The 21,063-nt window shown below is 62.9% G+C and carries 13 protein-coding genes; 10 read left to right on the top strand and 3 right to left on the bottom strand.

Translation table 11 applies throughout. The annotated features are described in order from the left end of the window. Positions 1 to 221: 221 nt before the first annotated feature. The 5 genes from PGP17_RS00655 to PGP17_RS00635 all read left to right on the top strand — a co-directional run bounded on the left by PGP17_RS00655 (position 222) and on the right by PGP17_RS00635 (position 7,904). Complete coding sequence (locus PGP17_RS00655) at positions 222 to 2,342, top strand: M3 family metallopeptidase (protein WP_442915125.1); 2,121 nt, start codon at positions 222 to 224, stop codon at positions 2,340 to 2,342. Between the two features lie 150 nt (positions 2,343 to 2,492). Continuing rightward, positions 2,493 to 4,196: a carboxylesterase/lipase family protein gene (locus PGP17_RS00650; RefSeq protein ID WP_270373730.1), complete on the top strand. Its 1,704-nt coding sequence runs from the start codon at positions 2,493 to 2,495 to the stop codon at positions 4,194 to 4,196. Between the two features lie 127 nt (positions 4,197 to 4,323). Beyond that, the gene (locus tag PGP17_RS00645; RefSeq protein ID WP_270373729.1) at positions 4,324 to 5,841 is read left to right on the top strand and encodes a flavin-containing monooxygenase; all 1,518 of its coding nucleotides are present in this window, start codon (positions 4,324 to 4,326) and stop codon (positions 5,839 to 5,841) included. A gap of 99 nt (positions 5,842 to 5,940) precedes the next feature. Beyond that, the gene (locus PGP17_RS00640; RefSeq protein ID WP_270373728.1) at positions 5,941 to 6,735 is read left to right on the top strand and encodes a thioesterase family protein; all 795 of its coding nucleotides are present in this window, start codon (positions 5,941 to 5,943) and stop codon (positions 6,733 to 6,735) included. Positions 6,736 to 6,824: 89 nt separating this feature from the next. Then, positions 6,825 to 7,904, top strand: a complete 1,080-nt coding sequence (locus tag PGP17_RS00635; RefSeq protein WP_270373727.1) for a DUF2855 family protein — start codon at positions 6,825 to 6,827, stop codon at positions 7,902 to 7,904. Here the strand turns inward: PGP17_RS00635 and PGP17_RS00630 are convergent. Beyond that, positions 7,901 to 9,715, bottom strand: coding sequence for an ATP-binding cassette domain-containing protein (locus tag PGP17_RS00630; RefSeq protein WP_270373725.1), 1,815 nt, complete (start codon positions 9,713 to 9,715; stop codon positions 7,901 to 7,903). The two genes, PGP17_RS00635 and PGP17_RS00630, sit on opposite strands and share 4 nt — an antisense overlap. A 259-nt stretch (positions 9,716 to 9,974) precedes the next feature. Here PGP17_RS00630 and PGP17_RS00625 point away from each other — a divergent pair, with 259 nt between their 5' ends. Both PGP17_RS00625 and PGP17_RS00620 read left to right on the top strand, forming a co-directional pair. After that, a complete protein-coding gene (locus tag PGP17_RS00625; RefSeq protein ID WP_135944782.1) occupies positions 9,975 to 10,586 on the top strand; it encodes a class I SAM-dependent DNA methyltransferase in 612 nt (203 codons plus the stop codon). Between the two features lie 49 nt (positions 10,587 to 10,635). Next, positions 10,636 to 11,301 (top strand): DUF599 domain-containing protein, encoded by a 666-nt coding sequence (locus PGP17_RS00620; protein ID WP_270373724.1) that lies wholly within the window; start codon positions 10,636 to 10,638, stop codon positions 11,299 to 11,301. A 45-nt stretch (positions 11,302 to 11,346) separates the two neighbouring features. Here the strand turns inward: PGP17_RS00620 and PGP17_RS00615 are convergent, their stop codons facing one another. Then, positions 11,347 to 12,546 carry a hydroxymethylglutaryl-CoA reductase gene (locus tag PGP17_RS00615; RefSeq protein ID WP_270373723.1) on the bottom strand — a complete coding sequence of 400 codons (1,200 nt, stop codon included), beginning with the start codon at positions 12,544 to 12,546 and terminating at the stop codon, positions 11,347 to 11,349. Between the two features lie 201 nt (positions 12,547 to 12,747). On the opposite strand from PGP17_RS00615, the gene PGP17_RS00610 reads away from it, so the two are divergent. Both PGP17_RS00610 and PGP17_RS00605 read left to right on the top strand, forming a co-directional pair. Beyond that, positions 12,748 to 15,330, top strand: coding sequence for a valine--tRNA ligase (locus PGP17_RS00610; RefSeq protein WP_270373722.1), 2,583 nt, complete (start codon positions 12,748 to 12,750; stop codon positions 15,328 to 15,330). Positions 15,331 to 15,337: 7 nt separating this feature from the next. Next, a complete protein-coding gene (locus PGP17_RS00605; protein WP_270373721.1) occupies positions 15,338 to 16,060 on the top strand; it encodes a PepSY domain-containing protein in 723 nt (240 codons plus the stop codon). Here PGP17_RS00605 and PGP17_RS00600 read toward each other — a convergent pair. Beyond that, on the bottom strand, positions 16,057 to 19,026 hold the full coding sequence (locus PGP17_RS00600; RefSeq protein ID WP_270373720.1) for a PAS domain-containing protein: 2,970 nt from the start codon (positions 19,024 to 19,026) through the stop codon (positions 16,057 to 16,059). The two genes, PGP17_RS00605 and PGP17_RS00600, sit on opposite strands and share 4 nt — an antisense overlap. Positions 19,027 to 19,172: 146 nt before the next feature. Here PGP17_RS00600 and PGP17_RS00595 point away from each other — a divergent pair, with 146 nt between their 5' ends. Continuing rightward, on the top strand, positions 19,173 to 21,029 hold the full coding sequence (locus PGP17_RS00595; RefSeq protein WP_270373719.1) for an ABC transporter ATP-binding protein: 1,857 nt from the start codon (positions 19,173 to 19,175) through the stop codon (positions 21,027 to 21,029). Positions 21,030 to 21,063 lie beyond the last annotated feature (34 nt).

The raw sequence follows: 21,063 nt of genomic DNA, 5'->3' as shown, positions 1-21,063 counted from the left end.
AATGTTCATATGACGGGGCGCCAAGGCCACACTAGGCTGCCGCGTTTCGAAGACATCGACCTGCGTTGTCAGAAAGGGGAGGGCCAATCATGCGCCATCTGTTGATCACAACCGCGAGCCTGCTCGCACTTGCCGCGTGCGCGCCGGAAGCCGAAGGGCCGGCCGAGGACGCAGATGCGGCTCAAAGCGAGGCTGCGACGGGCAGCGAAAGCACCGGCGCAATGGCCGGCAACGGCGAAATCGAAGGCGAATACACGACTGCGGAAACCAATCCGCTTCTGGCCGAATGGGATGGCCCGCATGGCGGCGTCCCGGCGTTCGACCAGATGGAGCTGGTCTATCTGAAGCCCGCGCTGGAAGTCGCGATGGCCCAGAACCTCGAAGAGATCGAGGCGATCGCCAGCAATCCCGAACCGGCGACGTTTGAAAATACGATCGTGGCGATGGAACGGGCCGGTGACACGCTGGGCCGGGTCTTCACCTATTACGGCATCTGGTCGTCCAACCTGTCCTCGCCGGAATTCCGCGAGATTCAGCAGGAAATGGCGCCGAGGCTGTCGGCCTACTTCACTCAGATCACGCAGAACAAGGATTTGTTTGCGCGGATCGAGGCGGTCTACAACTCGGACGAAATGAGCGAGTTGCGTCCCGACCAGCAGCGTCTGGTGCAGCTGACCTATGACAATTTCGCGCGCGACGGTGCGACGCTCGAGGGCGAGGCGGCCGAGCGCTATGCCGCGATCGACCAGCGCCTGGCCGAGCTTTACACCCAATTCTCCAACAACGTGCTGGCCGACGAAGAGAATTACGTTCTCTACCTGTCGGAAGATCAGCTCTCCGGCCTGCCGGACTCCTTCGTCGCCTCTGCGGCCTCCCTGGCGGCCGAGCGCGGTCATGACGGCGAATATGCGGTCCTCAACACCCGCTCTTCCATGGATCCGTTTCTGACCTATTCGGACGAGCGCGAGCTGCGTCAGCAGGTCTGGGAAACCTACTACTCGCGCGGCGACAACGCCGACGAGTTCGACAATAACGCGATCATTGCCGAGATTCTCCAGTTGCGCGACGAGCGGGTCGGACTTCTCGGCTACGACAATTACGCCCAGTGGCGCCTGGAAAACCGCATGGCCGGAACGCCGCAGCGGGCGATGGAGCTGATGGAAGCCGTCTGGCCGGCCGCCGTCGGACGCGTCGAGGAAGAAGTCGCGATGATGCAGGAAATCGTCGACGCCGAGGGCGGCGATTTCGAGATCGCGCCATGGGACTACCGCTATTACATGGAGAAGGTCCGGCAGGAACGCTACGACCTCGATTCAGAGGAAGTGAAGCAATACTTCCAGTTGGATAACCTTCGCGAAGCGATGTTCCATGTGTCCGGTGAGCTGTTCGGCTTCGCCTTCGAGGAAATCACCGATGGCTCCGTGCCGGTCTTCCACGAAGACGTGCGCGTCTGGGACGTGACCGATCGCGAAAGCGGCGAGCATATCGGCCTGTGGTATCTCGACCCGTTCGCGCGTCAGGGCAAACGGTCGGGCGCGTGGGCGACCAGCTATCGCGGTCACACCACGTTCGATGGCGAGGAAACCCCGCTCACCTCGAACAATTCCAACTTCATCCAGGGCAGTCCCGGCGAACCGGTCCTGATCTCGTTCGACGATGCGGAGACGTTCTTCCACGAGATGGGGCACGCCTTGCACTCGCTTTCGTCCAACGTCGCCTATCCGACGCTGAATGGCGGCGTTCGTGACTATACCGAGTTCCAGTCCCAGCTTCTTGAGCGCTGGCTGCTGACCGACGAGGTGATCGACGGCTATCTGCGTCATGTGGAGACCGGCGAGCCGATGCCGGACGAGCTGGTCGAGAAGCTGAATGCGGCGTCGACCTTCAACCAGGGCTTTGCCACGACGGAGTATCTCGCCTCCGCGCTGGTCGACATGTACTATCACACGACCGATCCTGAAGGCATCGACCCGGACGCGTTCGAGCGTGAGACGCTGGAAGAGCTGGGCATGCCGGACGAGCTGGTGATGCGTCACCGTTCCCCGCATTTCGGTCACATCTTCTCCGGCGAAGGCTACTCGGCGGGCTATTACGGCTATATGTGGGCTGACGTGCTCACCTCCGATGCCGCAGAAGCGTTCGACGAGGCACCGGGCGGGTTCTATGACCCCGAAGTGGCCGAGCGCATGGTTTCGACGCTCTTCGCCCCGCGCAACTCTGTGGATCCGGCTGAAGCCTATCGCGAGTTCCGTGGCCGCGATGCCGATATCGCCCCGCTGATGCGTGACCGCGGCTTCCCGGTCCCTGAGGACCTGCAAGAGGGCGGCGAGAACCAGGAGTAGCAGACACGTTGCGCCATCGTGTTGGCGCACGCGCCTCGTCTCCGGAAACCCCGGCCGTTCAGGCCGGGGTTTCTTTTTGTGTGTTGCCGAGTTGCCCGGTCACCGCCTAACCTCTCGAACCAGGTTCGCGAAATAAGCGGGGAGGCTTTCATGCGCGGCGCACTCATTCTTCTGATCGGCCTGATGCTCGCGGCCTGTGGCGCCGATGATACGCCCGCTCCGCCGGTGCCCGACGAGGCGACGGCGCGCACCATCGCTCAAGGCGAACTCATTGGCTTTACAGAGACTTCCACCGGAGCGCAGGTCTGGCGTGGCATTCCCTTCGCCGCCGCTCCGGTTGGCGATCTGCGCTGGCGCGCGCCGCGACCTGCGCCCGCCTTTGAGGGACGGCTTGAGGCATTGGCGTCTTCGGACCGGTGCGCGCAGATGACGACACCGCTCGACCAGGGCCAGGGTATCGAGCCAGGCCTGCTAGTGGGCCGCGAAGACTGTCTCTATCTCGACATCTACGCACCGGAACAGGCAGCCGAGGGGGGCGACCTTCCGGTCATGGTCTGGATCCACGGGGGCTCCAATGTCTGGGGCTATGCCGCCCAGTACGATGCCAGCCAGCTTGTTGCCGACCAGAATGTCATCGTGGTCGTCATCCAGTACCGCCTCGGCCCGCTCGGCTTTTTCGCCCACGAGGCCATCCGTGACACAGCCGGGACCGATCTCGACCGCGGTGCCAACTTCGCCCTGCTCGACCAGACGGCAGCGCTCGAATGGGTGCAGGCCAATATCTCTGCCTTTGGTGGCGATGAGGATCGCGTGACCATATTCGGCGAAAGCGCGGGCGGGTACGACGTGGCCGGCCTGCTCGTCTCACCGCCGGCCCGCGGCCTGTTTCACCGGGCCATTATCCAAAGCGGCGGGCTCGACACGGTCGCGCTCGAAGCCGCTGAACAGGGCGGTGAAGCCATCGTCAATCCGTCCCGCGAGGCAGCGGCCGAATTCGCTGGTGGGCAGACAGCTGAAGCTCTGCGCTCGGCGTCTTTGGAGGAAATCTTCGCGACCTATCACGAGGGTTTCGCCTTCGGCGTTGAGCTGCCGAGGATGATCGCAGATGGCGTGACCTTGCCCGCCGAGGGTATTCGCGAAGGCCTGACCGATCCGGAGTGGTTCAACGACGTGCCGGTTATCACGGGCACGAATTTCGAGGAGATGAAGCTGTTCAACTTCCTCGATTCCCAGCTCGTCCGCTCCTGGTTTGGCGTGCTCTATACCGCCCGAGACGCCGACTTCTACGATGCGCTTGCGCAATACCAGTCACGTGTCTGGCGCATCAATGCGGTCGACAGCATGGCCCTGAGCCTGGTGGACGACGGTCACGAGGATGTCTGGGCCTATCGGTTCGACTGGGACGAGGGAGGGCGCTTCCTCTTCATGGATCTGGGCCAGTTGATCGGTTCCGGCCATGCCGTCGAAATCCCGTTCGTGTTCAATCGGTTCGAGTTCTTTGGCCGACTCGATGGAGCCTTGTTCACCGATGCCAATGCGGAAGGGCGCGAAAGCCTCGCCGCGGCGATGGGCGGATACTGGGCGGAGTTCGCACGCAGCGGAAATCCGGGCGCGGGCGGGGGTGATTTTCCCGAATGGCCGCGCTGGGACGATGGCGGACAGCTGATGCGCTTCGATACGCCGCAAGCCGGCGGGCTCGAGGTGATCGAGGGTGTCGCAACGTTCGAGCAGCTCGGTGAAGATCTCGCGACCGATCCGCGTCTGACGCCGGAACAACGCTGCGAGATCGTGGTGCGTATCGAGCAGTGGGACCGGTCCGCCGCGCAGCGTGTGCGCGAACAGATAGACTGCTGACACCCTTCGCCTGGCCGCGCCGGTCACGCGCTTTCAAGGCTGCACCGCCCACTTGCCGAAAATTTTTGAACGTTGTTCGCTTTTGTGAGACGCTTCGAAGAAGAGCCTGCAAGCGGGAGGACGCGCCATGGACATGACGACACCGGTGGAAACGCACACGGATGTATTGATCGTCGGTGCGGGAATTTCAGGTGTCGGCGCCGCGCATCACCTCCAACAGCGCTCGCCCGGCAAGAGCTACCAGATTCTCGAAGCGCGCGAGGATCTGGGCGGAACCTGGGATTTGTTCCGCTATCCCGGCATCCGGTCGGACAGCGACATGTACACGTTCGGCTTCAACTTCCGCCCCTGGACGGACGGCAAGGTGTTTGCCGACGGGCCCAGCATCAAGCGCTACGTGACCGACACCGCGCGCGAGGCGGGCATACTGGAGCATATCCGCTTCCAGACCCGAGTCGTGCGCGCCGACTGGGACAGCGCCAGCGCACGATGGATCCTGGAGGCCGAGGTCGGCGAGCGGCGCGAGCGCAAACGCTTCAGCGCCAGCTTCCTGATCCTGTGTTCGGGCTATTATCGCTATGACCACGGCTACATGCCCGACTTTCCGGGCATGGCCGAGTTCAAGGGCGACATCATCCATCCCCAGCTCTGGGATGAAGACTACGATTACACGGGCAAGAAGATTGTCGTGATCGGGTCGGGCGCGACGGCGGTCACGCTCGTCCCGGCGATGGCGGGACGCGCAAGCCACGTAACTATGCTCCAGCGTTCGCCGACCTATATCGCCAGCCGCCCCTCACGCGATGCGATCGCGGACTGGCTGCGCAAGGTATTGCCGGCCCGCGCAGCCTATTTGCTGACGCGGGTCAAGCAGATCGGGCTCGGCATGTTCTTCTTCAACCTGTCACGGCGTCATCCGGACTACGTCAAGAAAGGCGTGCTCAAGGAAATCCGCAACCAGCTGGGCGACGACTTCGATGTCGAGACCCATTTCTCGCCGTCCTACAACCCCTGGGACCAACGCTTCTGCCTGGCCCCGGACGGTGACTTCTTCGAGGTGCTGAAGTCCGGTGAAGCGTCAATCGAGACCGATCATGTGGAGCGCTTCGATGCGACCGGCATCCAGTTGAAATCCGGCAAACATCTGGAGGCCGAGCTGATCATCCCGGCCACAGGCCTTGAGATGCTGATCGGAGGCGGCATCGAGATTGTCATCGACGGAGAGCGGTTTAACGCGCCCGCTCATGTGACGTATCGCGGCATGATGTTGTCCGGTGTGCCCAATTGCGCGCTCGCGTTTGGCTACACCAATGCGAGCTGGACGCTGAAGATCGACCTGACCCATGAGCGAATCTGCCGATTGCTCAACCACATGGACGCCAAGGGCTACGATTACTGCGTTCCCGAACCGCCGGCCGATCTCGAGACCCGCGACCTGCTCGACTTCTCGTCCGGCTACGTCCAGAGGGCACTGGCCACCCTGCCCAGGCAGGGGACCAAGGCACCCTGGAAGACCTATCAGAACTATATCATGGACATGATGACCATCCGGTTCGGACCGATTGAGGATGGCCATATGCGTTTTGCCAAGGCTTCCGGCCAGACGCAGCCTGCGTCCGGTGAGCTGCTGGAGTCGGCGCGTTAGGCGCGGCAGCGAAGCTTTGCACCGTCGCCGCTCTTGGCAGGCCGGGCAATGTGTGCTCAGTCGGATGTAAACGCTGTTCACATCCTGACGGAGCCTGTCATGTCGCTGTCCGACCTGTTTGACGCTGTTAAATCGACGGATCGAGGATTGCAGGTCGAGATAGGCCCCGACTGGACGCAAGGACGCACCTCCTACGGCGGCGTCACAGCCGCGCTTTGTCTAATGGCTGCCCGGCGTCTGGTCGATGAGCGTCGTCCGCTGCGCAGCGCCATGATTTCCTTTGTCGGGCCGAGCGCTGGCCAGGTCAACGTCGAGGCGGAGGTGCTGCGCGAAGGTCGCACGGCATCGAGCGTTCACACACGCCTCTCGGGACCGTCCGGCATAGGAGCCGATGCGACATTCACCTTCGCGGCGGCGCGCGAAAGCAATCTGAACCTCGCTCCGCCAGCCGCGCCGGCCTCGGCGATGCCGTTTCCTGGGCCCGACGCCACCCCCATGGTCTTTCCCGGCGGCGTTCCGTCCTTCACACGCCAGCTCGAGTTCGTGTGGAAGAGTGACGGCGCGCCCTTCACAGGGGGCGGCCAGACCCGTGAACTCAGCTGGGTGCGTCTGCGCGACCTGAAATCCCGGGCCCACAAGCTGAGCCTGATCGCGCTGGCCGACGCGTTGCCGCCGGCCGTCACGCCGGCCCTGAACGGGGCCGCCCCGTTATCGTCGATGACCTGGATGATCGACGTTCTTGTCGATACCCCCCGGACCGAGGAGGGGTGGTGGCTTCTGGAAGCCAGCGCCGACCACGCGAGGGACGGATATTCGACGCAGGATATGACCATCTGGAATGCGCACGGCGAGTGCGTGATCAAGGCGCGGCAAATGGTGGCGATCTTCGCCTGACCGGCGTCTTCGTCATGGTCTTTCACAAGCGCTTGTAAAGTCTGTCGCGAGCCTTGAGGCTGCAGATCGAGCGAGACGGGAGATGTTTGATGAGCTGGGTGCTATCGATCGACAAGAATGATATTTCCACCGCCGCGATTAGCGAGGTGCCATCGCGCCCGCTCCAGGAAGGTGAGGCGCGGTTGCGCGTCGACCGTTTCGCACTGACGGCCAACAACATCACCTACGCAGCCTTCGGCGAGGCCATGCGCTATTGGGATTTCTTCCCAGCCGGAGAGACTACGGGCCATCTGCCCGTCTGGGGCTTCGCAGAAGTCGAGGAGTGCCGCGCCGCCGGTGGTCTTGAGGTCGGCGAACGCATCTACGGCTATCTTCCGGCCGGAGCCGAGCTGATCGTGAAGCCGGGCCGGATCGAAGCCGGCAGCTTCATCGACACCAGCGATCATCGTGCAGGCCTGCCGTCGGCCTATAATCGCTACACGCGCTGCGCTTCGGATCCCGGGTATCGCGCCGATCTCGAGGCGGTGCAGATGGTGCTGCAGCCCCTCTTCATCACGTCATTCCTGATTGACCTGCATCTACGCGATACCGGCTTTCTGAGTGCAAGGCGCGTCAGCCTGACCAGTGCATCGAGCAAGACCGCAATCGCGCTGGCTTTCCTTCTTGATCGCGATCGCAGTCACGGCATCGAGATTGAGGCTATCACCTCGCCGGGAAATCGCAGGTTTGTCGAGGCGCTCGGCTATTATAACCGGGTGGCTCTTTATGATGATGTGGCCGACATGGAAGCCGAACCTTCGCGTCTGGTCATTGATTTCGCTGGTGACAGCGCGGTCAACAAGGCGATCCACTCACGGCTCGGCGATGCGCTCGCCGGCAATATTCGGGTCGGGGGTGCTCATTGGGAGAATTCAGCGCCGCCTGGAGCGATGCCCGGACCGAAGCCGGTCTTCTTTTTTGCTCCCGATCATGTGCGCGACCGGATCAAGGAATGGGGTGCTGGCGAATTCGGACGCCGGTATGGCGAGGCATGGCTGGCCTTTGCTAGCGAAGGCCGTGGCCTGTTCGAGTTCGAGGAGCGTTCGGGCGCCGAGGCAACACTGGCCAGCTATCGCGCCCTGATTGATGGCAAGGTGCCGGCAAAGCAGGCGTTGACCCTTCGGGCCTAACCCTCGATCTCTTCGCGCAGCATCTCCAGCTCCAGCCAGCGCTCCTCCTTCGCGGCCTTTTCGGTAAGCGCATCAGCGTGTTCCCGGCTGGCCGCGTCGAAACGCTCCGGGTTGCGCGAGAATAGGGCCGGATCGGCCATCTCGGCTTCCAGCGTCTTGATTCTGGCGCTGAGGGCCTCGATTTCACCCGGGAGCGTCTCGAGTGCGTACTTGTCCTTGAAGGAAAGCTTGGCCCGGTTCTTGGCGGCTGTGATGCTTGTCGACGCAGGGGCGGTCTTGGCGGCGCCAGCTTTCTTCTCTTCGGACTTGCGCGCTTTCACCCCTTCTCCGCGTTGGGCGAGCATGTCTGAATATCCGCCCGCATATTCCTGCCACTTGCCCTCGCCTTCGAACATCAATGTGGAACTCGCGATGCGGTCGATGAAGTCACGGTCGTGGCTGACGAGGATCACGGTTCCCGAATAGTCGGCGATCATGTCCTGGAGCAGATCGAGCGTCTCCAGATCGAGGTCGTTCGTCGGTTCGTCCAGGATGAGCATGTTGGATGGCAGGGCGAGCGAGCGCGCCAGCATCAGGCGCGCCTTCTCTCCGCCTGACAACACCTCTACCGGTGTCCGCGCCTGTTCCGGACGGAAGAGGAAATCCTTCATGTAGGCCATGACATGCTTGGTCTTGCCGGCAACCTCGACCTGATCGCCGCCGCCCTGGGTCAGGGCGTCGGCGAGCGTCCAACCCGGCTGCAGGGCGGCGCGCCGCTGGTCCAGCGTGGCAACTGCCAGATTGGTCCCGAGCTGGATCGTCCCGCTATCCGGTTGGAGATTTCCGATCATCAGGTTGATCAAGGTTGTCTTGCCAGCACCGTTCGGCCCGACGATTGCCAGCCGGTCCCCCCGGCTGATCCGAATCGACAGGTCCTCGACGATGCTCCGGTCGCCGAAGCGCTTGGAGATATGCCTGGCTTCGACCACGCGCTTGCCAGACGTGTCTGCTTCACTCACTTCGAGGCTGACCTGGCCCTGAGGGCCGCGATGCGTGCGACGCTTGTCTTTCAACGCCCTGAAATCGGCGAGGCGGCGCTGATTGCGTTTGCGCCGGGCCGTGACGCCGTATCGCATCCAGTCTTCTTCGCGCGCAATCTGGCGGTCGAGCTTGTGCTGCTCGGTTTCTTCGGCCGCGAATACCTCGTCACGCCAGTCTTCGAAATGAGCAAAGCCCTTGTTGAGCCGGCGGGTCGTTCCCCGGTCGAGCCAGACGACCGCTCGCGTCAGGTTCTCCATGAAGCGGCGATCGTGACTGATCAGAACGATCGCGCCCTGGCGCGCCTTGAGCTCGCTTTCCAGCCATTCGATTGCCGGCAGGTCGAGATGGTTGGTCGGTTCGTCCAACATAAGGATGTCTGGGTCGGGTGCGAGCGCGCGCGCCAGCGCAGCGCGGCGCGCCTCGCCTCCTGAAAGCCGCGATGGCGCCTCTTCGCCGCTGAGTCCGAGTGCCTCGAGCAAGTAGGTCGCCCGATAGTCCTCGTCGCCCGGTGCCAGCCCGTCTTCCACGTAGTCGATGACCCGCTTGAAAGAGGACAGGTCCGGATCCTGTTCCAGATACCGGATCGTAGTGTTGGGTTGGAAGAAGCGCTCGCCATCATCCGGTTCGACGAGGCCGGCTGCAACTTTCATCAAGGAGGACTTTCCCGAACCGTTGCGTCCGACCAGGCAAAGCCGGTCTCCCGCTTCGATACTCAGCTCCGCTCCGGCAAGGAGGGGAGAGGCACCGAAGGTGAGGTGAATATCCTGGAGCGTGAGAAGAGGCGGAGCCATGTCAGTCCTTGTTGGCCGGTGCGGCGTAGCCCTGCGTTAGCCCAGTCGGTCCCTGGCTGTCATCCTGCTTTTGGAGTGAGGCGCACGACACGAGCACGGGGTGTAGGGGCCCGCATTCCAGGCCAGAATTCGTTCGTGGCCGGAGCAAGTCGGGGGTGCCTACGGAAGAATAATGGGGTCAAGGTTTTGCGCTGCACCGCAGTATGCGTTAATAAGTAAGTCGTCTTTTCTCAAAATCGCAGAGGTCACCACACGAGTCATGGCACACGAAAACGAGATTCTCGACCGCATCTATAATCTTAAAGGCGGTGTGGATGAATGCCGTGATACTTACAAGGACTGGGCAAAGTCCTACGATAAGGACACGGTCGAGGGCATGGGCTATGTCGCTCCGGCGATTTCTGCCGACAAGCTGAAGTCGCTTGTGGCGACCGATACCGTCGTTCTGGACGCCGGGTGCGGGACGGGCCTGGCCGGCGTGGAGCTCGCGACCCGGGGCTTCACCACGATCGATGGCATGGATCTGTCACCGGATATGCTCGACATTGCTCGCGAGAAGGGCGCTTATCGTGAGCTGCAGGTCGAGGACATGACCCAGCCCTTGTCCTACAAAGATGATGCCTACGGAGCGGTCATCTGCGTCGGGACGTTTACCCATTCTCATGTGGGACCGAAAGGCTTCAACGAACTGGTGCGGATCACGAAGCCAGGCGGGCTCATCGTTGCCACGGTGCACAATGATGTCTGGCCTGAGGGTTACGAGGCTCATTTCTCAGCCCTTGAGAAAGACGGTCTTGTGGCCATTCGCGAAATCGAAGAAACCGACTACCACCTCGACAAGTGCCGCCTGTGCGTGCTTGAGGTGAAATAATTCCGCGCGTCCGCGAGGCGGCGCGCTCCCGCCGCCTCGCAGGACCGCCATGGACAGCGTTTACTTCGGCCTGATCGGTTTTCTGCTGATTGCAGGCATTTATTCCTTCATCGTCGACCATTCCCCCCTGTCGCGGCATACGCTTTCCACGGCGATGAACGAGGAGCGCCGACAGTGGATGCGCGCGGTCGCGGCCCGGCCGGTGCGCATCATGGATACGCAGATCATTGCCGGGCTTCAGAGCGGGATCGCGTTCTTCGCGTCGACGGCCCTTCTGGGCATCGGCGCCGCCTTCACGATCCTGACCGCGCTAGAGACGATCATGCTGGCCATGGCCGATCTGCCCTTGCTGGCGCACACCTCGCGTACGCAGTGGGAGATGATCAGCCTCGGGCTCCTGGTGATCTACGCCTACGCCTTTTTCAAGTTCGGCTGGACTTACAGACTGACCAACTACTCCGCGGTCCTGCTTGGTGCAGCGGCCGAACGCGACAATCCCGAGGCGGCGCTGGCCGCGTGCGGACGCGCGGCCGAGATGAACCTGGTTGCCGGCCGCCAGTTCAACCGGGGTATGCGCACCTTGTTCTTTTCTATCGGTTACCTGGCTCTCATTGCCGGTCCCGTCGCCCAGATCAGCACGACGTTGCTGATCGTCGGCATCTTGGCCTACCGCCAGTTCGCCAGTCCGGCCCTGAAGGCGCTAGAACCGCGCTGACGAATGCGGGGGCCGCCCGGTTCGAGGCTCCGGTGTGCCGAGAGCTCATCGCTTGCCCCTGTTGCGGCCGAGCTTTTCATGACTGTCCACCCAGTCGCCGGCCACCACGGCTCCGGCGAGGGAGACCTCCCCGGCCAGGACGGTCGCGGCGCAGATCTCGATGAAACGACCGACCTTGCCCGGGCCGCGGCAGGACAGGATGTCGAGGCATTCGGCCTGCGTGGGCAGTCCCGTGCCGCCGCCAAAGGTTGCGACTATGAGGGAGGGCAGGGTGATGGACCAGTAGTAGGTCTCCCCATCGTCCTCGAGCCGGACATAGGTTATCGCCGCATGGCTTTCGGCCACGTTGGCGGCATCCTGGCCGGTGGCGATAAAGAGGGCCGCGAGCGCGTTGGCGGCATGCATGCCGTTATTGGCCGATCCTGCCATGACCGATCCGGCAAAGGAATTGAGACGCGCGCGAAACAGGGTTTCGGCAGACGCGCCGACCCTTTCGCGCAGCAGCGCACTGGGAATGCGCACCTCGGCGATGACGCGCGCCCCGCGCGAATGAAGCACGTTGAGCTGGCTATGCTTCTTGTCGGTGTCCATCGCGCCGGAAAGCGTGTAGCGCGCGCCGCCGGGATGATTGGCCGCGATCCACTCGCATGCCGCGTAGGTCGCCTTTCCGGCCATGTTCTGTCCGGCCGCATCCCCGGTTTCATAGTTGAACCGCAGGTGCAGCATCGGGCCCACCGCATAGCGCTCGATGTGAGAAAGCTTCGCGATCGAAGATGAGGCTTCGGCCGCGCCGCGAATGTCTTCAGTCCGGGCATCGATCCAGGCGGCAAAATCGCGCGCGCCCCGGGCATCGTCGAAGTGAAAGACCGGCGCGCGCTGCATGAAACGCTCATGGATCGTGGTGCGCACGCCGCCCGCCTCGGTCAGGATACGCATGCCGCGATTATAGCTGGCCACGAGCGTGCCCTCGGTGGTTGCCAGCGGGACGTAGACGTCCTCGTTCACGTGCTCGCCATCGATGCGCAAGGGGCCGGCCAGGCCTACCGGCACCTGGGCGACGCCGATGAAGTTCTCGACATTGCCCCGGGTGATTTCCGGGGTGATGGAGAAAGAGCCGGTATGGGTCAGATCCGCGCCGGTCCGCCGCGAAATGAAATCCCGGCGGATCCGAGCGGCGTCGAGACTGTAGTCATTCTCCGTGTCACGAGGGACGGAGAGACGGGTATCGTTGGGTCGCTGGGTCATCGCCCTCAAGCTTAAGCCGGTAGTCGCCACGCGCAAGACGCCCCAGAGCGCGCCTGGATGAGAGTCCGCAAGGGCCGGCTCCGGGCCTGGGTTGGGGTTGAAGCGGTCGGACACCCGCTCTGTCGTTCGCCTTTTGCGGCTGGGCAAAATCGGTTAAGACCGGCGCTTTCCCGACCCTTTGGAAGTGACGGCGCGCATCTCATGAAAGAGTTTCCCAACAAATACAAACCCGCCCAGGCAGAGAGCGAGTGTCTCGACCGATGGGCCAAGGACGAGGCTTTCAAGTGGGATCCGACTGCGCCGGCCGACTCTGACTATGTCATCGACACCCCACCGCCCACCGTGTCGGGCGCACTGCATATCGGACACATCTACTCCTATACGCAGGCCGACATCCTCGCGCGCTACTTCCGGATGAGCGGGCGCAATGTCCTGTATCCGATCGGCTGGGACGATAACGGTCTGCCGACCGAGCGCCTGGTGGAGAAGGTGAAAAAGGTGCGCGGCGGGACTATGGCGCGCGAGGAATTCGTGGCGCTGTGCCGTGAGGTCATACCCCCCTACGAGCAGCAATTTCGCGACCTGTTCGGCCGTATTGGCCTGTCGGTCGACTGGAGTCGGGAATACCAGACGATTTCCGATGAAAGCCGGACGATCTCGCAGATGTCATTTCTCGATCTCTACGAGAAAGGACTGCTGGAGCGCCGTCTCGAACCCACATTGTGGGACCCGGCCGACCGCACTGCGATCGCCCAGGCCGAAGTGGAAGAGATCGAGCGCGAAGGCAAGCTGAACCAGATACCGTTCCAGATCGAAGGCGGCGGCGAACCGGCTGTCATCGCGACCACGCGCCCCGAACTGATCGGCGGCTGCGGCGCGCTGATGATCCATCCCGAGCATTCCCGCGCCAAAGAGCTGGTCGGAAAGCGCGCGATTAGTCCGCTTTATAACGTGCCCGTCCCGATCATCGCCGACGAGGCGGTCGATCCGGAGAAGGGAACCGGCATCGTCATGTGCTGCACCTTCGGCGACGTTCAGGACATCAACTGGTTCCGCGCGCACCGTCTGCCCTTGCGAGTCGTGATCGATCGCGCGGGCAAGATGAAGGAGACTCTTGAAATCGGCAGCGATGACTGGCCGACGCTCGACCTGGCCAGGGCGCAATCGACCATCGAAGCGCTCGCGGGGCTGAAGGCGGAGAAGGCCAAGGCGCAGATTCTCGAGATTCTCAAGGACGAGGGCCTGCTTCTGAAGCAGGACACGACCCATCAGGTCGTCCCGGTTGCCGAGCGCTCGGGCGCGCCGCTTGAAATTATCGTCACGCCGCAATGGTTCATCAAGACGCTGGAATACAAGGACCAGATTCTCGAGAAAGGCCGCGAGATCACCTGGCGCCCCGAATACATGCGCCAGCGTTTCGAGAGCTGGGTGGAGGGGCTGAAATGGGACTGGTCCATTTCCCGCCAGCGGCATTTCGGGGTGCCGCTTCCGGTCTGGTATTCCAAGCGCGCGGGCGAGGAGGGCAGGATTATCGTGCCCGGAGCCGATGAACTGCCCGTCGACCCGACCACCGATCTGCCCAAAGGCTATGAAGCCCACGAGGTGGAAGGCGAACGCGACGTCATGGACACCTGGGCGACCAGCTCGGTTTCCCCGCAACTCAATACGCGGGCGATCAGTGAGACGTACGCGGTCGGCGATTATGAGACGCACAAGCGGCTCTTCCCGATGGCGCTGCGTCCCCAAGCCCACGAGATTATCCGGACCTGGGCGTTCTACACGATCGTGAAAGCGCTCCACCACGAGCGTGCCATACCTTGGAAAAATATCGCGATCTCGGGCTGGTGCCTGGCCAGCGACGGCTCGAAGATGAGCAAATCCAAAGGCAATGTGATCGACCCCATCAAGTTGCTGGACGAGCATGGCAGCGACGTGGTGCGCTACTGGACGGGCACGTCGCGCCTCGGTCACGACACGGCGCTCTCACCGAACACGCTCGGCCAGGGCAAGCGCCTGGTCAACAAGCTGTGGAATGCGGTGAAGCTCGCGCATATGTCCTTGTCGGGCACCAGCATCACGCCGACCAGTGCACGTGCGGACCTGGAGGCGGGACACATTGTCCATCCTCTCGACAAATGGTTGCTTGGCCGGCTTTCCGAGACCGTAAAACGCGCGTCGGAGGCGTTCGAAGATTACGAGTATGCCCAGGCGCTGCGGGTCGCCGAGGATTTCTTCTGGCGGACCTATTGCGACAATTACCTGGAGATGGTGAAGCATCGCACCCGTTTTGAAGGCGAACCTGACGCCGGCGAGCGGTCTGCCCTCTACACGCTGCACCACGCCAGTGTGACTCTGATCCGCCTGTTCGCGCCGTTCACGCCCTATGTGACCGATGTTCTGAACGACATCATGCTCGGAAACGACACCACGGATCCGCGAACGGTGCATGCGCGCGGCGAGTGGCCGAGGCAGGACGATCAGATCGATCCGGACGCCCTGCGCGCCCGGGGTGACACGTTCGTAGCGATACTCGCCGCGGCTCGCAAGGTGAAGTCAGAGCTTCAGGTGTCGATGCGCGCCGAGGTGGAGACCCTCACGATTTCCGGGGGCGAAGGTGACATCGAGACTCTGATCGGTGAGACCGTGGAGGATCTCAAGGCCGTCACCAATGCGCGGCAGATCCTCAGGGCTGAACACGCGCCCGATGGCGCTCCCAGTGCACTTTCGCCGGACGAGCGGTTCACTGTCACGCTGACCATGGTGCCAGCCGCCGAAGAGGGATGAGTCGGACATGATTGCTGTCACGCGCTGGGCGGTGCGCATTCACAAATGGCTCGCGCTGATTGTCGGGCTGCAGATCCTGCTCTGGGTCCTTGGCGGTTTCGTGATGAGTCTGCTGCCCATCGAGGCAGTACGCAGCGAACACACCATCCCGGCGGCTCGGACCGAACCACTCGCGCTGGATACGCTTCTTGCCCCCGGATCCGCGGCCCGGGAGGCGGGAGTGAGTACGGTGCGCGGCGCCGTGCTCGGTTATTGGAACGAGCGCCCGGTCTACCGATTCCAGACCCCGCGCGGCGTCGTCATGGTCGATGCGCAATCGGGCGCTCGTCTTTCCCCGTTGGACGAGGCGGCGGCAAGACAAACGGCGCAAGCCAACTATGCCGGTGTCGCGCCTGTAAAATCACTGACCTATTTCGAGACCCCGACCTGGGAGTATCGGCGGTCGGGTCCGGCCTGGCGCGCCGAGTTTGACGACGGGGAAGGCACGCGTCTCTACATCTCGCCGGACAGTGGAGAGGTGACGGCGCGCCGGAATGACCGCTGGCGAGTTTTCGACTTCTTCTGGATGCTTCACGTGATGGACTACAGGGAGCGGGAAAACTTCAATCACCCGCTTCTTATTTCGATGGCTGGACTGGCGCTGGCGACCGTCCTGGCCGGGCTCGTCCTGCTCGTCATCCGGGTCAGACGGTCGATCCTCGTTCAACGTTCGAAGGGCCGCGCCGCCTAGTCAGGCACGTCTTCAGCGGTCCCGGTAGGTAACGTGAAGTAGAAGCTGCTTCCCCGGCCCGGTGCGGAGTCCACCCAGATGCGTCCACCGTGGCGCTCGGCCGCCTGTTGGCAGATTGCGAGGCCAATCCCGGTACCTTCGTAGTCGCCGCGCGCGTGGAGGCGCTGGAAAGGGTCGAAAATCTTGTTGAAGAACTTTCCCTCGATCCCGATTCCGTTGTCCATCACATGAATTCGCCAGCTATCGCCGGCGCGGACAGAACCGATCCGGATATAAGGCGCATCCTGGCCGCGATACTTGATCGCGTTTGTGATCAGATTCTGAAACAGGAGGCGCAGGAGCGTTGTGTCACCGTAAACCGCCGGCAGAGCGTCGATCTCGATGATGGCCCCGGTCTCCTCGATCAGGACGCCCAGCTCTTTGAGCAGCGCTTCGACCACGGATTCCAGTTCGATGCGTGATGTCTTCAGGGGGCGGCTTGAGGCGCGTGAATAGCCCAGAAGGTCGTCGATGAGCGTTCGCATGCGGCCCGCAGCATCGACCAGGAAATCCAGACTGCTCAGCCCGTCCTCGTCCAGCCGGTCCTGATAGCGCCGTCGCAGAAGGCCGGAGAACGCGGCGATCTTGCGCAGGGGCTCCTGCAGGTCGTGGGAGGCGACAGTGGCAAAGCGATTGAGCTCCCGGTTTGTCCGCTCGAGTTCTTCCGCGCGCGCCTCGAGTTCCTTGCGCGCGGCCTGAATGTCGGTGAGATCCTCGAACACTGCATGGGCGGCGCGCGGCGTGCCGGAGAGATCGTATTCGGCAAAAGCGGAAATCCGTGTCTCCAGCACCTCCCCCTGGCTCGTGACAAGACGGACAGGCTCGCGAACCAGCTCGCCTTTCTCGAGGGTTTGCGGCAACAGCGTCCTTGCAACCCGCTCACGGTCGTCGGGATGGACCACGATCAGGCCGGGGCGGCCAATAACCTCGTCCTCGCGATAGCCGAGGCGGGCCACCCAATGACGGTTCACCATCAAGGTGTTGCCATGCTTGTCCATTGTGTGGAGCAACGCGGGTGTCTGCTGGTAGATTGAATCCAGTCGCGCCTTCTCGAGCGCCAGGTCCTTCTCCAGTACGCGCCGCTCGGTAATGTCGGTTATGAATCCCGAGAGCCGGGTAGGGGCGCCGTCCGGGCCGACCTGCGAGACTCCGCCGCGCAGGTTGATCCAGCGATAGTCGCCATCGCGGGTCCTGATCCGGACCTCGAAGTCCTCCTGGTGATCCGGCGCAAGGCGGCCGAGCCCGGACAGGAGGCCATGAAGATCGTCCTCGTGAATGGCCGAACGCCAGTCTTCCGCATCCAGCACGAGACGCGTTCCGCCGTCACTGAAGGCCTCAGCGAGCTCGATCGCGGGACATAACGGACCTTCGAGTGTCAACCGTCCGGTCGCGATTTCATGGAACCACGCCGTAATGTTGGCCGCCGCCGCCGCCTCCGCGCGGGCGCGCTCGGTGACAGCAAGTTGCTCGCGCAGGTGTTCGACCTCGTCCGTTTCGCTCAGCACCCCGGCCAGGGTCAGGACCTGCCCGTCAGGGGTTTGCTCGCTGACTCCGCCCCTCGCACGTACGTGAATATACTGCTGGTTCTTGTCGCGGATGCGATAGTTGATCTCCCCGTTGGGCGCTGTCTCAAAGTTGCTGCGGCACAGGTCAACCAGGCGCGGCCAGTCGTCTGGATGCACGCAGTCTTTCCATTTCGAGAAAGAAAAGCTGCCATCGACCTGATCAAGATCGAGGCGCTCGCACAAAGGGCCGCTGATCGTCATGCGGTCGCTGGTCATGTCGCGGGTCCAGGCCGTTATCGACGCGACCCGCATGGAACGCGCCGCGGCCTGATCGACGGTATTGATTTCCGGCGTGCTCGCGACGGCCTCTGCGGACGCGGACTCAGCCAGGCGGGTGAAGCCATAGGCCTGCCCGGCACTGTCGCATGGCTCCGCATAACAGACATGGGTCTGTTCGCTGCCGGTTTCGTCCCGAATGCGATAGCGCTCTTCCATGGTGGCGCCGAACTGAAGGGCGAGAAACGCCGCACTGACCCGGCTGCGGTCATCGGGGTGCACGCGGCTACGCCAATCGGAATAACAGAACGGTCCTTCCTGGCCGGTATGAAGCCTTCCTGTGGAGTGGCCCTCGTCGGCCTCGAAATCATAGCTCCAGGCACACAGATCGGCGGCCTGACAGGCCAGGCGAAGGCGGGGATCGGTCTCAGGACCGGTTGCCGCCGTCCGCGTCGCGTCATGAACGATACCGCTAAACGCCAGGGGCTGGCCGCGGCGCCCGTGGGTGAGAACGCGAAACTGATGGCGCATCTGGCGCCAGGCACCATCGTGCCGACGCATCCTGCACTCGAAGGCATGTACGTCCAGCCGGTGCCCGGACACCGCCCTGAGGCGATCCTTGATGCGGGCACGGTCGGTCGCGTGGATCGCCTTCAGCCACGCCTCGACAGAGATCCTCCCGTCTCGTGCCCGGCCTGTGAGAAAGTGTTCGAGCGCCGGAGAGACGCGAGCCTGGCGATGGGCGAGATCGAGCCGGTATGTGCCACTCAAGCCGTGGGCCTCTTGCGTCGGGGACGCCGGCGAAGCCCTCGGTGTCACGACCAGCAGCCGACAGTCAGGCGAGGACGGCAATAGTCGTACGTCAAGCGTGACGGGTGCTGGCGCGCCATCTGATCGCGAGATCAGGCAGGACAATCCGGAGAGGGGACTGCCGGTGGACAGGCTCGAGCGGACAAGACCAATGTCGAGCCGATCCGCAAGCAAGGTATTGAAGCCGAGACCGGTGAGTGCCTTCGCGCTCCGGCCGGCAAGGCTGCAGAGCGCAGGATTGGTTTGCAGGATGCGCAGGTCGGCGTCGACAACGGCGCAGGCCTGAGGAAAGGCGTCAAACGCCTCGAAGATGACGCTGCGCGACATCTCGGTCATGCCGTTTGCCCTTCTGCTTCTCCAAGCAGGAAGGCTAGGCGCGAATGGTTACCAGCGGGTGGACTGCCCGATGGTCTGGTCTTCATCGGGCCAGTAATTATGCTGCGCGGCCGCGCGCCGGGCGCCCGATCAAGGAGACGCTGAACTTGAGTGATGCCAAGTCCCCCATCCTGCAGGTCCGCGACCTCAATATCCGTTTCGGCACGCCCGACGGTGACGTTCACGCCGTCCGCGGCATTGATCTCGAAATTCAGCCCGGCGAATGTCTTGCCGTGGTCGGAGAGTCCGGATCGGGCAAAAGTCAGACTTTTCTCGCGGCGATGGGGCTTCTGGCGTCGAATGGCAGAGTGCAGGGCTCGGTCCGCTACCGGGGCGAAGAAATTCTCAACCTGCCCCCGCGCAAGCTGAATCAAGTGCGCGGCAAGTCCATGACCATGATCTTCCAGGACCCGCTGACATCGCTGACGCCCCACATGAAGGTGGGCCAGCAGCTCAAGGAGGTTCTGGACGTTCACATGAATCTCACGGGCGCAGCTGCCGAACAGCGCTGCATCGACTGGCTTGAACGTGTTCGCATCCCCGAAGCCCGCCGCCGGATGAACCAGTATCCCCACGAGCTCTCGGGCGGCATGCGTCAGCGTATCATGATCGCGATGGCCATGTTGTGCGAACCCGACCTGCTGATCGCCGACGAGCCGACCACCGCGCTGGACGTGACGGTCCAGTCCCAGGTGCTCGATATCATGGACGAACTTAAGGCCGAGACCGGCGCGGCAATTGCGCTCATCACGCACGACATGGGCGTGGTGGCCCGCATGGCAGACCGGGTGCAGGTCATGGAACAAGGGGCGTATGTGGAAACCGGGAGCGTCGATGCGATCTTCAACGCGCCGGCACATGAATACACACGCATGCTGCTGGACGCGATGCCGCGTATCGACCAGCCCGACAAGCCCGGTCAACCCACGCCGGAGCCCTATGAGGCAATTCGGGACAAGACGCCCGTGCTGACGGCGCGGGATGTGAAGGTCTGGTACCCGGTGACCGTGGGTGGCGGGCTATTTCCCAAGACCCGTCCGCTCAAGGCTGTGGATGGGGTCAGTTTCGATCTGCGTCCCGGCGAGACGCTGGGCGTGGTCGGCGAGTCCGGGTGCGGGAAATCGACACTGGCCCGGGCTGTCCTGCGGCTGGTGCCGGCAAGTGCCGGACAGGTCAGCTGGATCGGCAAGGACTTGCTGTCGTTGCCGAAGGAGAAGATGCGCGAGGCTCGCGAAGACCTTCAGATCGTCTTCCAGGACCCGCTCGCCTCGCTCGATCCGCGCATGACGATCGGCGCCTCGATCGGCGAACCGCTCCTGACCTTCCGCAAGCTTATGGGCCGGGTGGAACGCGAGCGCGAGATCAAGGCGATGATGGAGCGCGTGGGGCTCGATCCGAACATGATCAATCGCTATCCGCACGAATTGTCCGGCGGGCAGAACCAGCGTGTCGGAATCGCCCGCGCCATGATCCTGAGGCCGAAGCTGGTCATTTGCGATGAAGCGGTGTCGGCCCTTGATGTGTCGATCCAGGCTCAGATCATCCACCTCTTGATCGACCTGCAGAAAGAGTTCGGCCTCTCGCTGATCTTCATCTCTCACGACCTGTCTGTCGTTCGCGAGATTTCGCATCGCGTGATGGTGCTCTACCTGGGACGGGTGGTTGAACTGGCGGACCGCAAGGCGATCTACGAAGATGCGCGCCATCCCTACACCCGGGCCCTGATCTCGGCGGTGCCCATCCCGGATCCGGAGATCGAAAAGAGCCGCGAGCGCATCAGGCTGACCGGCGACCTGCCCAGCCCGATGGATAGCCGCGCCCCGCTGATCTTCATGAAGTCGAAGCTGATCGACGACGAGACCGCGGAACAGTACCGGCCGGAACTGATCGAGGTCGCACCCGGGCACTGGGTTGCCGAACACGATCCGGCATCCGACGAGCCGCACGGCGCACGTGCTGTCTGACCGGGAATTCACTTGCAGGCAGGCGTGTCTGGCT

Source organism: Marinicauda sp. Alg238-R41, from assembly GCF_947331485.1.
Lineage (GTDB): Bacteria > Pseudomonadota > Alphaproteobacteria > Caulobacterales > Maricaulaceae > Marinicauda > Marinicauda pacifica.
Note: the sequence above shows the minus strand (reverse complement) of the source record. Positions and strands in the feature narration are given on the sequence as shown.